The following is a 12,785-nucleotide window of genomic DNA, read 5'->3' on the forward strand; positions in this document are numbered from 1 at the left end:
CGCGAAGGCGCCCGGTCAGTCCGTGGCGGGCCAGGCCTCGGCGATCGTGCGGCGCACCTCGCCGAGGAGCTGCGGCAGCGCCTTCGTGCCGGCGATGATCGGGAAGAAGTTCGAGTCGGAGGCCCAGCGCGGCACGACGTGCTGGTGCAGGTGCTCCGAGATGCCGGCCCCGGCGATCCGCCCCTGGTTCATGCCCAGGTTGAATCCATCGCAGCGCGAGACGGCGCGGATGACCCGCATCGCCGTCTGCGTGAGCTCGCCGATCTCGGCGACCTCCTCGGGCGTCGCCTGGTCGTAGGTGGCGATGTGCCGGTAGGGGCAGACGAGCAGATGCCCGCTGTTGTACGGGTAGAGGTTCAGCAGGGCGTACGCCGTGCGCCCGCGCGCGACGATGAGGGCGTCCTCGTCGCTGCGCTCGGGCGCCCGGCAGAACGGGCACTCGTGCGACTCCGGTTCGCCCTGCTGGATGTAGACCATCCGGTGCGGGGTCCAGAGCCGCTGGAACGCGTCGGGCGCCGCCGCGAACTCCGCGGACGACTGCACCCGCAGCTCCTCGTCGGCCGCCCCGGTCATCCGAACAGGTCATCCCGGCTCGTCACCTGGCGGTGGTCGCGGATGGACGCGAGCACGTGCTCGATCGCCTCGTCGACGGCGACGCCGTTCTCCTGGGTGCCGTCGCGGAAGCGGAAGCTCACCGTGCCCGCGGAGCGGTCGTTCTCGCCCGCGATGAGCTGGAACGGCACCTTCTGCGTGGTGTGCGTGCGGATCTTCTTCTGCATGCGGTCGTCGCTCGTGTCGAGCTCGGCGCGCACGCCCGCGACCCGCAGCCGCTCGACGATGTCGCCGAGGTAGGGTGCGAACTCGTCGGCGACCGGGATGCCCACCACCTGCACGGGGGCCAGCCACACCGGGAACACGCCCGCGTAGTGCTCGAGCAGGATCGCGAAGAAGCGCTCGATCGAGCCGAACAGCGCCCGGTGGATCATGATCGGGCGGTGCTTCTCGCCGTCCGAGCCGGTGTACTCCAGCTCGAAGCGCTCCGGCAGGTTCGGGTCGACCTGCACCGTCGAGAGCTGCCAGGTGCGCCCGATGGCGTCGCGGGTCTTCAGGTCGATCTTCGGCCCGTAGAACGCCGCCTCGCCGGGCACCTCGGTGAGCTTCAGCCCGCTCGCCACCGCGACGTTGCGCAGCGCGTTCGTCGAGTACTCCCAGAACTCGTCCGAGCCGATCCACTTGGACTTCTCGTCGTCGCGCATCGAGAGCTCGAGCTCGAAGTCCTCGAGGCCGAAGTCGCGCAGCATCGAGATGACGAACTCGAGCACCCGGGTCGCCTCGGCCTCGAGCTGCTCGGGCGTGACGAAGAGGTGCGAGTCGTCCTGGGTGAAGCCGCGCACCCGGGTGAGCCCGTGCAGGGCCCCCGAGAGCTCGTTGCGGTAGACCGTGCCGTTCTCGGCCAGCCGCATCGGCAGGTCGCGGTAGCTGCGCGCGCGCTCCTTGTAGATGAGGATGTGCATCGGGCAGTTCATGGGCTTCAGGTAGTAGTCCTGGCCCTGCTTCGTGACGTTGCCCTCGGCGTCGCGCTCCTCGTCCATGACGATCGGCGGGAACATGCCCTCCCGGTAGGTGACGAGGTGATTCGACTGGAGGAAGAGGTCCTCCTTCGAGATGTGCGGCGTGTACACGTACGTGTAGCCGCCCTCGATGTGCCGGCGGCGCGCGTGCTGCTCCATCTCGCCGCGGATGATGCCGCCCTTCGGGTGCCAGACCGACAGCCCCGAGCCGATCTCGTCGGGGAAGCTGAACAGGTCGAGCTCCTTGCCGAGCTTGCGGTGGTCGCGCTTCGCGGCCTCCTCGAGGCGGTGCTGGTAGGCGCGCAGCTCGTCCTTCGTCGGCCACGCGGTGCCGTAGATGCGCTGCAGCTGAGGGTTCTTCTCGCTCCCCCGCCAGTACGCGCCGGCGACGCGCATGAGCGCCCAGCCGTTGCCGATCATGCGGGTGTTCGGCAGGTGCGGCCCGCGGCAGAGGTCCTTCCAGGCGACCTCGCCGGTCTTCGGGTCGACGTTGTCGTAGATCGTCAGCTCGCCGCCGCCAACCTCGACGTTCTCGTTGTCGTCGCCGGTCGAGGCGCTGCCCTTCAGCCCGATGAGTTCGAGCTTGTACGGCTCGTGGGCGAGCTCGGCGCGCGCCTCCTCGTCGCTCACGACGCGGCGCACGAAGCGCTGGCCGGCGCGGACGATGCGCGACATCTCCTTGTCGAGCGCCTTCAGGTCGTCGGTGCTGAACGCCTCGGCGACGTCGAAGTCGTAGTAGAAGCCGTCGGTGACGGGCGGGCCGATGCCGAGCTTCGCCTCGGGGTTCACGTTCTGCACCGCCTGGGCGAGCACGTGGGCGGTCGAGTGCCGCAGGATGTTCAGCCCGTCGGGCGAGTCGATCGTGACCGGCTCGACGACGTCGGTCTCCGTGACCGTGGTCGCCAGGTCCTTGAGCTCGCCGTTGACGCGCATCGCGACAACGGAACGGTCGGTGAAGAGCTCGAAGCCGTCGGTCACCTGGTCCACTCCCATTTAGCTGGATCCCACCGCTCGGGCGTCCTGCCCACCGCGGTCCGGGATCGTCGATCATCCGGATGTCGCGGCGCCCGTATCGAGAGATCCGCGCCGCCCCTCAACTGTAGTCGCGTGCCGAGCGTCGTCGCGCCGCGTGCGGCTCCCGCCGCGCCGACTCAGAGCTTGGACTTGCGGTATCCGGCCGCCTTCGCCGCGGCTTCGCTCGCGAAGCACTCCTCGGGCTTCGTGCGGGAGTAGTACTGCCCGGACGGCACATGGTAGATCCCGGACTGCGCGTTGCCCTTGATCGGTGCCCACGAGGGGCAGTTCCAGGCGTCGACCGGCGCCGTTCGACTCGGATAGACCACCGCCGACGTCTGGGCGGACATCGCACTCGCACTGACGTATCCGGCCTTCGTGCCCGTCACCTTGACCGAGAGGCGCTTGCCCTTGAGGCTCGCCCACAGCGTGATCGACGATCCGGTGGCGCCCGAGATCGCCGCGCCGTTCGCGTACCACTGGTAGCCGAACGCGGTACCCGACGTCCACGAACCGGGCCGCGCGGTGAGCGTCGCGGAGACCTGCGCGCTCCCGCTGATCGTCGGCACCGCCGCGGTGAGGCAGCCGGTGTTCGCGGCCGCCGCCGCGCTCACCACCGCGGTTCCGCCCATGACCACCTGCTTCGCCGCACCGAGCGCGGTGATGGACGCGCGAACGGAGTCCGGCGTGCAGCCGGCGGGGGTCACGAAGAGCGGCGCGCCGAGGCGTCCCGCGAGGGCCGCGCCGGCGAGCGCGTCGGGGAAGTTCGTGCCGGTCGCGAGGAACATCGTGTCCGTCGATCCGCGCGGGAAGTAGGCCGTGTTGATCTCGGCGGCGGTGTCGTACCGGCTCGCCCCGCCATACCGCACCACGCTCAGTCCGGCACGTCCCAGCTGCGTCTCGATCCCGCTGGACACCACGCCGGTTCCGCCGACCAGCACGACCTCGTGCGCGCCGAGTCCGGCGATGGTGGCCATCGTCGGGGCGTCGAGCGACGTCGAGGTCCCCGGCACCAGGAGGACCGGTGCCTGCCGAGCGCCGGCGGCCCCGGTGGCCGCGAGCGCATCCGGGAAGGACGCGCCGGTGGCGAGGAAGACCGTCCCCGAGGCGGGGAAGACCTCGGACACGATCGCCCGTCCGGTCTCGTATCGCCCGCTCCCCTCCAGCCGCTGCGTCGGGGCGATGGCCTTCAGGGCCCGCATCACCCCGTTGGAGACCGCGCCGGTGCCGCCGACGACGTAGATCCGCTGGGGCGCGAGACGCGTGATCTCGCTCGCGACCGAGCCTGGCAATGCGGCCGGCGTGGTGAGCAGGAGCGGGCCGCCGAGGAGCGCCGCCGCGGCAGCGGCGGAGAGCGCGTCCGGGAAGTTCGTTCCGGTCGCGACGAAGACGGCCGGCACTCCGGGCGAGTATCGCTTCGAGACGCTGACCGCGGTGTCGTAGCGGGATGCGCCGGCGAGCCGGGTCTGCCCGGCGGGGAACCCGGCGACACCCGTCGCTCCGGCGGTCGCGGCGAGGGGCTCCTGCGGGAGCGGCGTCTCCGTCGCCGACGCCGGAGCAGCAGCCAGCAGGGTCGAGAGGAGCGCGGCCGCAGAGGCCAGCGCGAGAGCAACACGAGTGTGCACGATGAACACCTTCCCCGACGCTCATTGGTCGTCGTTGCGACGCGTCTCGGGTGGGCCGGGTCAGACGTCTGCTCTCACCGTAACGGGAGGCGGTGTCCGCTTCAGTACCCCATCCGTGGGACAGAGGGTCGTGAAGGCGCCGGAAACGACGAACGCCCCGGCGTCTGCCGGGGCGTTGCTGTGTGGGCGATACTGGGATCGAACCAGTGACCTCTTCCGTGTCAGGGAAGCGCGCTACCGCTGCGCCAATCGCCCGTGTCAAGTCGAAAGGTTTCGGCTTGGAGGTGGATACGGGATTCGAACCCGTGTATACGGCTTTGCAGGCCGCTGCCTCGCCTCTCGGCCAATCCACCGTGTCTGGGTTCACCACCAGAAACCAGAAACGGGCTTTCGCCCGGTTCTGATCAGAGCGGATGACGAGACTCGAACTCGCGACCCTCACCTTGGCAAGGTGATGCGCTACCAACTGCGCCACATCCGCGTTGTCGCCGTTTCCGGCAACACAGAAACTGTAACCGAAAGGGTGAACGATTCACAAACCGAGGATGGCTCCCCCAGTGTTCAGCCAGGTCAGCCCCGGAATCCGCTCGCGCAACCCGGGCGTGTCGAGGCCGATTCGCACGTCGATCCGGCCTGCGGCGAAGGGCCGGACACGCCCGGGATCCGAGGCCCGCCCGGCCGATGTGCATTCACCCCTCGGCGTCGGCTACTATCGAACCCGCGGCACGACGCGTTCGTGCCCGAATCCCACTTGGGCGATTGGCGCAGCTGGTAGCGCGCTTCCTTCACACGGAAGAGGTCGTCGGTTCGAGCCCGGCATCGCCCACCAGAGAAGCCCCCGGCAGACGCCGGGGGCTTCGTCGTTCTCGGGCGCGGTGCAGCGCCGTCGTCAACGCCAGCCGTAGCGCGTGCGCAACGCCTCGGCGACGAGCCGGTAGCGCGCCTCGTCGAGCGAGGCGGCCTCGCGGCGCATCCCGTCCCCGTGCACGAGGAAGACGCGATCGAGCCGCACCCAGCTCGGCCGACCCTCGGCATCCCACGGCCCGGTGCCGAGCCCCAGGTAGTCGCGATCCCCCGGCCGGCCCTTGCTCGTGAGCTGCACCGCCAGGAAGCGATCCCCGTCGCCGGCGGCGACGATCACGACCGGGCGGTCCTTTCCCCGGCCGTCGTGCTCCTCGAACGGCACCCAGGTCCACACGATCTCGCCGGGATCCGGCTCGCCGTCGGGCGTCGGGGCATAACTCAGCACGACGCGACCGAGGCCGCGCGGGTCGATCTCCTCGGTCGCGGACGCGCCCGACTGCCCCGGCGACAGCGTGTCGGTCGCCGTTCCGCTCCGGCCGGATCCGCCGCTCGCACGGGCCGCCCGAGACGAGGTGCCCGGCCCGCCGGTGCGCGCCTGGCCGCCCGATCGGAACGCCTGGCCGATCGCACGAACGAGGGCGGTGAGGAAGCGGCTGGTGTCTGACACACCGGCACACTACCCCACCGCCCTCGGACGGCGGTTCCGCGCTAGACGAGCTCGAGCTTGTAGGCGTCCTCGCCGTGCACGGCGGTGTCGATGCCCGCGATCTCGTCCTCGTTGCGCACCCGGAAGCCCATGATCTTCTGGATCGCGAAGCCGATCACGAAGGTCAGCCCGAACGAGTACACCAGCACCGCGAACGCCGCGATCGCCTGCACCGCGAGCTGCGTGAGCTCGCCGCTGTAGATGAGGCCGGTGCCGTTCGCGAAGATGCCGAGGTACAGCGTGCCGATCAGGCCGCCGACGAGGTGGATGCCCACCACGTCGAGCGAGTCGTCGAAGCCGAACTTGAACTTCAGGTCGACCGCGACGGCGCACACGGCGCCGGCGACGAGGCCGAGGACGATCGCCCACACCGGGGTGAGCGAGGCGCACGCCGGGGTGATCGCCACGAGACCGGCGACCGCACCCGAGGCGGCGCCGACCGAGGTGGGCTTGCCGTCCTTGATCTTCTCGACGAGGAGCCAGGCGAGGAGCGCGGCGGCCGGGGCGGCGATCGTGTTCACGAAGGCGAGGGCGGCGGTGCCGTCCGCCGCGAGCTCGGAGCCCGCGTTGAAGCCGAACCAGCCGAACCAGAGGAGCCCGGCGCCGAGGAGCACGAACGGCGGGTTGTGCGGCACGTGCGCGCCCTTCGAGAACCCGACGCGCTTGCCGAGGACGAGCGCGAGGGCCAGGGCCGCGGCGCCCGCGTTGATGTGCACGGCGGTGCCGCCGGCGAAGTCGATCGCCCCGACGCCGAAGGCCTGCTGGAGGCCGTAGGTGATCCAGCCGCCGTAGGCGAAGCTGCCGTCGTCGGCCAGCCCGAAGTTGAACACCCAGCTCGCGACCGGGAAGTAGACGACGACCGCCCAGATGCCGGCGAACACCATCCACGCGCCGAACTTCGCCCGGTCGGCGATGGCTCCCGAGATGAGCGCGACGGTGAGGATCGCGAAGGTCGCCTGGAACGCCACGAAGGCGAGCGGCGGGAAGGCGGCGCCCTCCGGAGTCTCGAGCAGGCTCTGCAGGCCGAGGGCCGACCAGTCGATCGCCCAGGGGGCGCTGAGTCCCTCCGAGGAGGGGAACGCGATCGCGTAGCCGAAGAGCACCCAGAGCACGCCGATGAGGCCCATCGCGCCGAAGCTCATCATCATCATGCTGATGACGCTCTTCGCCTTCACGAGGCCGCCGTAGAAGAACGCGAGCCCTGGCGTCATCAGCAGCACGAGTGCCGCCGCGATCAACAGGAACGCGGTGTTGCCTTGGTCCATCTCGAAACCTCTCTCGGGTGCAACCGGGGATCCAGTGGGCCCAGTGTCACGAGAGCTGGTTTCGAACGACGCCTCGTCGTGTTTCGGTCCGGTTACGGAGCTGCCGCCCGCGTAAACAGCAGGTTTCGGCGAAGCCGGACGGCGCGTCAGTCGTGCGGCGGCAGCTCGCCCGAAGTCAGCGCGATCATGCGGCTCATCGAGCGGAGGTACTTCTTGCGGTAGCCGCCCGCCATCATCTCCGCGTCGAAGACCTCGTCGAGCGGGATGCCGCTCGCGATCAGCGGCACCTCGGCGTCGTAGACGCGGTCGATGAAGGCGACGAGCCGCAGCGCGGCGTTCTGGTCGTTCAGCTCGTGCGCGCCGGTGAGGGCGATCGCCTCGACGCCGTCGATGAGCCGGACGTACTTCGACGGGTGGACCGTCGCGAGGTGGGCGATGAGCTCGTCGAAGCCGTCGAGCGAGGTGCGGTGGCCGTTGGCCGCGAGCGCCTCCGCCGTGCGACGGACGACCTCGTCGTCGCCGGCGACGACGGCGTGCCCTTCGGTATCGCGACGGCGGTAGTCCAGCCCGTCGATGCGCAGCGTCTCGAAGTTCGAGGACAGGGCGTGGATCTCGCGCAGGAAGTCGGCCGCGGCGAAACGTCCCTCGCCGAGCGCGTTCGGCGGGGTGTTGCTCGTCGCGGCGACCCGTGTGCCGCCCGCCATCAGCTCGCCGAGGAAGCGGGTCATCAGCATCGTGTCGCCCGGGTCGTCGAGCTCGAACTCGTCGATGCAGATGAGCTTCGCCCCGCGGAGCAGCTCGACCGCCTGCGCGTACCCGAGCGCCCCGACGAGCGCCGTGTACTCGATGAAGGTGCCGAAGTACTTGGGGCCGTGCGCGACGTGCCAGAGCGCGGCGAGGAGGTGGGTCTTGCCGACGCCGAAGCCGCCGTCGAGGTAGACGCCCGGCAGCTCGATGCGGGCCGGGCGCTTGCGCGAGAAGAACCCGCCCGGGCGCTGGGCGGCGCGCCAGGCTCCCGCGAACTCCTTGAGGCGGGCGAGCGCCGCCTGCTGCGAGGGGAAGTCGGGGTCGGGACGGTACGAGTCGAAGGACGCGTGCTCGAACTGCGGCGGCGGCGTCAGCGCGGCGGCGATCTCGGCGCCCGTGATGGTCGGGTTCCGCTCGATGAGCCGGACGAGCGTTCTGGCCTCAGCCGTGGTCATATTCAGGGGTCTCCCGTGTTGCATCCGATGACGGCCCCTGTGACTTCGACCGGCGCGCCGCGTAGATTCGAGTTGGATTTCGCCACCAGCCTAGTCCGCTCCCCGAACCCCCACGCCCGACCGGGCGCCCGCAGGAGGCCAGCATGTCCGTCGCGTTCGATCCCGCCGAGAAGTTCGCCGAGTACGCCCACCCCGAGCGGCTCGTCTCCACCGAGTGGCTCGCCGAACGCCTGGGCGAACCGGGTCTCGTGGTGGTGGAGTCGGACGAGGACGTGCTGCTCTACGAGACGGGCCACATCCCTGGTGCGGTGAAGATCGACTGGCACACGGAGCTCAACGACCCGGTCGTCCGGGACTACCTCGACGGCGAGCAGTTCGCCGCCCTGCTCGGGTCGAAGGGCATCGCCCGCGACTCGACCGTCGTCATCTACGGCGACAAGAACAACTGGTGGGCCGCCTACGCGCTCTGGGTGTTCACCCTCTTCGGGCACGAGGACGTGCGGCTGCTCGACGGCGGCCGCGACCTCTGGGCCGCCGAGGGTCGCGAACTCACCACGGCCCCGCCCGAGGTCACGCCGGTCGAGTACCCGGTCGTCGAGCGCGACGACACCGTCGTCCGAGCCTTCAAGGAGGACGTGCTCGCCCACCTCGGCAGCCCGCTCATCGACGTGCGCTCCCCCGAGGAGTACTCGGGCGAGCGCACGACGGCACCCGCTTACCCGGAGGAGGGCGCGCTCCGCGCCGGGCACATCCCGACGGCGGCGTCGGTGCCCTGGGCGCGCGCCGCCGCGCCCGACGGCACCTTCCGCTCCCGTGCGGAGCTCGACGCGATCTACCGCGACGAGGTCGGCCTCGAGGACGACGACGAGATCGTCGCGTACTGCCGCATCGGCGAGCGCTCGAGCCACACGTGGTTCGTGCTCACGCACCTGCTCGGCTTCGAGCACGTCCGTAACTACGACGGCTCGTGGACCGAGTGGGGCAGCGCCGTCCGCGTGCCCATCGTCACCGGGGAGGCGCGCGGCGAGCTGCCCGCACGCTGACCCGCGGCCGCGCTTCGGCGAGCTCGGCTGCGGCGCCGCGGATCGGTGCGAGAATCGACGGGATGGACGACACGGCACTCCCCGAGCGGCTCGCCGAGACCCGCGACGACTTCCTCGCACTCGAGGTGAAGGACCGCCTCCAGCTCCTGCTCGAGTTCTCGAACGAGCTGCCGGAGCTGCCCGAGCGTTACACGGACCACCCCGAGCTGCTCGAGCGCGTCGAGGAGTGCCAGTCCCCCGTCTACCTCTTCGTCGAGGTCGACGATGGCCGGGTGCACCTGCACGCCACCGCGCCGCGGGAGTCGCCGACCACCCGGGGCTTCGCCTCGATCCTCGTGCAGGGGCTCGACGGGCTCACCCCGCAGGAGGTGCTCGACGTTCCCGCCGACTACCCCCAGTCGCTCGGGCTCGGTCAGGCCGTGTCGCCGCTGCGGGTGCGGGGCATGACCGGCATGCTCGCTCGGATCAAGCGCCAGGTGGTCGAACGCCGCGCCTGATCGCCGGCGGTCAGCGCGCGGCGAGCCAGTCCGAGATGAGCGAGTTCCAGCGCTCCGGATCCTCGTTCCAGAGCTTGGTGTGGCGCGCGCCCTCGAAGATCTCGAACTGCACGAGGTCGGGACGGGCCTCCGCCAGGCGCCGCGAGCCGTCGATCGGCACGAATCCGTCGTCGACGCTGTGCAGCAGCAGCATCGGCACCGCGAGCTCGTCGGCGCGGTCGGCGGCGTCGAGCTCGGCGAGGTCGATCGGCTCGGCCAGGCCGGCGAGTCCCGAGCCCAGCCGGTCGCGCAGGACCCTGCTGACCACGACGGCGAACTCCGCGGGCAGCCGGTAGAGCGTGCCCTGGAAGCGCAGGATGTCCGCCCAGTCGACCGCCGGCGACTCCAGGATGAGGCCGCACACCGCGTCGGCGACGCCGGGCGAGCGGAGCATCGCCTGCAGCACCGTGCCGCCGCCCATCGACCAGCCCATCAGCACGATGCGTCGCGCGCCGTGCTCCTGGGCGTAGGCGACGGCCGCCTCCACGTCGCGCCACTCGGTGCTGCCGAGCCCGAAGCGGCCGTCCCCCGAGGCGGGCGCCTCCCCGTCGTTCCGGTAGGAGATGAGCAGGGTGTCCCAGCCCTGCGCACGAGCCGGTGCGACGGCCCGCAGCCCTTCCGGGCGCCTGGCCCCCCAGCCGTGCACCTGGATGATCCAGTCGCCACCCGGCTCCTCGGCGGGGACGAACCAGGCGGGCGCCGGTCCGACGGGCGTCTGGATCGCGACGTTCTCGTACGGGATGCCGAGCTCCCACGGGCCCAGGTGGTACCAGCCGCTCATCCGCCCGCGCTGCGCACGCTCGAGGCGGCCGAAATCGATCGACTCGATGACTCGGCGGACTCCGCGCGGTCCCTCGTCGAGGACGTCGCCGAGCCGGGCGTACCCGGCGTCGCGGTCGAACCAGAACCCGTAGCGGCCGGCCATCCGCGCTTCGTCCGACGGCGCCAGCAGGATCTCGTTCCTGGGGCGGTCGACGCCGAGGATGCGGACGTCCTCCTCGCGCTCCAGCGGCGGAGTGACCACCTTGCGCGCGAATCGCACCCCGATCGCGGCGGTCACCGTCGCCGCGACCGCCGCCGTCAGCGCGACGGCCCCGATCGCGATGCCGACGCCCTTCGCGATGCGTGCTCCCCTTGGCATACGTCCCCCTCCGGTCGAACCCGTCGAGGTGGTGCCGGTCGGACCGGCGTGCCGCCGACATCCGCCTCGACGCAGACTCTAGTCTGCACTCGTGCCCGACTCAGCGACGCGACCGCCCCACGAGTTCGAGGTCGCGCTCGAATCCATCCGAGCGGCCTCGCCCCGAAGCGAGCTCCGCGTGTCCGAGATCCCCGCGCCCGCGGCCCTCGCCCCCTATGCCACCGCGCTGTCGGCGGACGTGCTGCCGAGCCGGCACGCCGACTCCGAGCTCGGCACCGGACGCTTCGTGCTGCTCTACGACCCGAGCGAGCCGGAGCAGTGGGGCGGACGGTTCCGCGTCGTCTGCTTCGCGCAGGCGCCGCTCGAGACCGACATCGGCCTCGACCCGTTCCTGGCCGACGTGGCCTGGTCGTGGCTCGTCGACGCCCTCGACGCGAGGGGCGCGAACTACGTGGCGGCCTCGGGCACGGCGACGAAGATCCTCTCCACCGGCTTCGGCGAACTCGCCCAGCAGGGCGACGGCGCGCAGATCGAGCTGCGCGCCTCGTGGACCCCCCTCGACCCCCGGATCGACGCGCATGTGGAAGGCTGGGGCGAGTTGCTGTGCATGCTCGCCGGGCTGCCGCCCCGTTCCGAAGGGGTGACGACCCTACTCAGACGGAGGAACCGTGACTGACTACCGGGTGATCGACACGCCCGAAGCGTTCGCGGCCGCGGTCGACCGGATCGCCGACGGCGACGGCCCCATCGCGGTGGACGCCGAGCGGGCGAGCGGGTTCCGCTACTCGCAGCGCGCCTACCTGATCCAGCTGTTCCGGCGGGGGTCGGGCACCTTCCTCTTCGATCCACCCGCCCTCGGCGAGTTCGGCCGGCTGCAGGAGCTCGTGCAGCACGACGAGTGGGTGCTGCACGCCGCGAGCCAGGACCTCGCGTGCCTGCGCGAGGTCGGCCTGGACCCGGAGCGCATCTTCGACACCGAGCTCGCCGCGCGCCTCCTCGGCATGCCGCGCGTCGGCCTCGCCGCCGTCGTCGAGGAGCTCCTCGGCGTGACGCTCGCGAAGGAGCACTCCGCGGCCGACTGGTCGACCCGCCCGCTCCCCCAGCCCTGGCTCACCTATGCGGCCCTCGACGTCGAGCTGCTCGTCGACGTACGCGACCGCCTCGCGGAGGAGCTCGTCGCTGCGGACAAGGCGCGGATCGCCGAGCAGGAGTTCGACGCCGTGCTGCACCGCGAGCCGAAGCCGGCCGCGAGCGAGCCCTGGCGCCGGCTCTCGGGCATCCACGCGCTGCGTTCGCCCCGGAACCTCGCGGTCGCCCGCTCGCTCTGGCTCGCCCGCGACGAGCTCGCGGTCGAGCGCGACGTGGCGCCCGGACGACTCGTCCCCGACTCGTCGATCCTCACCGTCGCGAAGGCCATCCCGCGCAGCCGCCGGGCGCTCGCCGACATGAAGGACTTCAACGGCCGGGCGAGCCGCAGCGAGCTCGACCGGTGGTGGAAGGCGGTCGAAGCGGCCATCCAGACCAACGATCTGCCGGCCGCGCGCGTGCCGAGCGACGCCCCGCCGCCTCCGCGCGCCTGGGCGGCCCGCAATCCCGAGGCCGATGCGCGCCTGCGCCTTGCGAAGGAGGCGGTCGCCGAGATCGCCGAGGAGTACGGGATGCCGGTGGAGAACCTGCTCACCCCGGACACGCTGCGCCGCGTCGCCTGGCACCCGCCGATCGAGCGCGATGCCGCAGCCATCTCTGCCGCACTCGCCGAGCACGGGGCCAGGCCCTGGCAGCTTGAAGCCACCGCACAGAGAATCGCTGCGGCCTTTAGCGAGGCGGCACAAAGCATTCAGGACGCCGAGGACAGCGCTTCGTAGGTTCCGTCAAGCG

Annotated in this window: 11 protein-coding genes and 4 tRNA genes; 5 read left to right on the forward strand and 10 right to left on the reverse strand. The window is 71.1% G+C overall.

Going from position 1 to position 12,785, the window contains the following annotated elements:
• Positions 1 to 15 precede the first annotated feature (15 nt).
• From ACFWE1_RS00770 to ACFWE1_RS00795, 6 genes are all read right to left on the reverse strand, one after another.
• Positions 16 to 573 (reverse strand): HIT family protein, encoded by a 558-nt coding sequence (locus ACFWE1_RS00770; RefSeq protein ID WP_376931672.1) that lies wholly within the window; start codon positions 571 to 573, stop codon positions 16 to 18.
• Positions 570 to 2,564, reverse strand: coding sequence for a threonine--tRNA ligase (gene thrS / locus ACFWE1_RS00775; RefSeq protein WP_376931673.1), 1,995 nt, complete (start codon positions 2,562 to 2,564; stop codon positions 570 to 572). The genes ACFWE1_RS00770 and thrS overlap by 4 nt, the downstream gene beginning before the upstream one ends.
• A 158-nt stretch (positions 2,565 to 2,722) precedes the next feature.
• On the reverse strand, positions 2,723 to 4,210 hold the full coding sequence (locus ACFWE1_RS00780; protein ID WP_376931674.1) for a cell wall-binding repeat-containing protein: 1,488 nt from the start codon (positions 4,208 to 4,210) through the stop codon (positions 2,723 to 2,725).
• Between the two features lie 183 nt (positions 4,211 to 4,393).
• Positions 4,394 to 4,465 (reverse strand) — tRNA-Val (locus ACFWE1_RS00785).
• A 24-nt stretch (positions 4,466 to 4,489) separates the two neighbouring features.
• Positions 4,490 to 4,563, reverse strand: a tRNA-Cys gene (locus ACFWE1_RS00790).
• 55 nt (positions 4,564 to 4,618) lie between these two features.
• Positions 4,619 to 4,691: transfer RNA gene (locus ACFWE1_RS00795), tRNA-Gly, on the reverse strand.
• Positions 4,692 to 4,963: 272 nt separating this feature from the next.
• On the opposite strand from ACFWE1_RS00795, the gene ACFWE1_RS00800 reads away from it, so the two are divergent.
• Positions 4,964 to 5,039, forward strand: a tRNA-Val gene (locus ACFWE1_RS00800).
• A gap of 60 nt (positions 5,040 to 5,099) precedes the next feature.
• Here ACFWE1_RS00800 and ACFWE1_RS00805 read toward each other — a convergent pair.
• The 3 genes from ACFWE1_RS00805 to zapE form a co-directional block, all read right to left on the reverse strand.
• Positions 5,100 to 5,681: a type II toxin-antitoxin system PemK/MazF family toxin gene (locus ACFWE1_RS00805; RefSeq protein ID WP_376931675.1), complete on the reverse strand. Its 582-nt coding sequence runs from the start codon at positions 5,679 to 5,681 to the stop codon at positions 5,100 to 5,102.
• Between the two features lie 41 nt (positions 5,682 to 5,722).
• Positions 5,723 to 6,985: an ammonium transporter gene (locus ACFWE1_RS00810; RefSeq protein ID WP_376931676.1), complete on the reverse strand. Its 1,263-nt coding sequence runs from the start codon at positions 6,983 to 6,985 to the stop codon at positions 5,723 to 5,725.
• 146 nt (positions 6,986 to 7,131) lie between these two features.
• Positions 7,132 to 8,187 carry a cell division protein ZapE gene (gene zapE, locus ACFWE1_RS00815; protein ID WP_376931677.1) on the reverse strand — a complete coding sequence of 352 codons (1,056 nt, stop codon included), beginning with the start codon at positions 8,185 to 8,187 and terminating at the stop codon, positions 7,132 to 7,134.
• Between the two features lie 143 nt (positions 8,188 to 8,330).
• On the opposite strand from zapE, the gene ACFWE1_RS00820 reads away from it, so the two are divergent.
• Complete coding sequence (locus tag ACFWE1_RS00820) at positions 8,331 to 9,230, forward strand: sulfurtransferase (RefSeq protein WP_376931678.1); 900 nt, start codon at positions 8,331 to 8,333, stop codon at positions 9,228 to 9,230.
• Positions 9,231 to 9,292: 62 nt separating this feature from the next.
• The gene (locus ACFWE1_RS00825; protein WP_376931679.1) at positions 9,293 to 9,727 is read left to right on the forward strand and encodes a SufE family protein; all 435 of its coding nucleotides are present in this window, start codon (positions 9,293 to 9,295) and stop codon (positions 9,725 to 9,727) included.
• A 10-nt stretch (positions 9,728 to 9,737) separates the two neighbouring features.
• Here ACFWE1_RS00825 and ACFWE1_RS00830 read toward each other — a convergent pair whose 3' ends face one another.
• Positions 9,738 to 10,907 (reverse strand): alpha/beta hydrolase family protein, encoded by a 1,170-nt coding sequence (locus ACFWE1_RS00830; protein WP_376931680.1) that lies wholly within the window; start codon positions 10,905 to 10,907, stop codon positions 9,738 to 9,740.
• Between the two features lie 91 nt (positions 10,908 to 10,998).
• On the opposite strand from ACFWE1_RS00830, the gene ACFWE1_RS00835 reads away from it, so the two are divergent.
• Together ACFWE1_RS00835 and ACFWE1_RS00840 are read left to right on the forward strand one after the other, a co-directional pair.
• Positions 10,999 to 11,583: a DUF3000 domain-containing protein gene (locus ACFWE1_RS00835; protein ID WP_376931681.1), complete on the forward strand. Its 585-nt coding sequence runs from the start codon at positions 10,999 to 11,001 to the stop codon at positions 11,581 to 11,583.
• Complete coding sequence (locus ACFWE1_RS00840) at positions 11,576 to 12,772, forward strand: ribonuclease D (RefSeq protein ID WP_376931682.1); 1,197 nt, start codon at positions 11,576 to 11,578, stop codon at positions 12,770 to 12,772. Before ACFWE1_RS00835 ends, ACFWE1_RS00840 begins: the two co-directional genes overlap by 8 nt.
• The last annotated feature ends 13 nt before the right edge of the window (positions 12,773 to 12,785 follow it).

The organism is Agromyces sp. NPDC060279 (genome assembly GCF_042726785.1).
In the GTDB taxonomy this organism is placed as follows: domain Bacteria; phylum Actinomycetota; class Actinomycetes; order Actinomycetales; family Microbacteriaceae; genus Agromyces.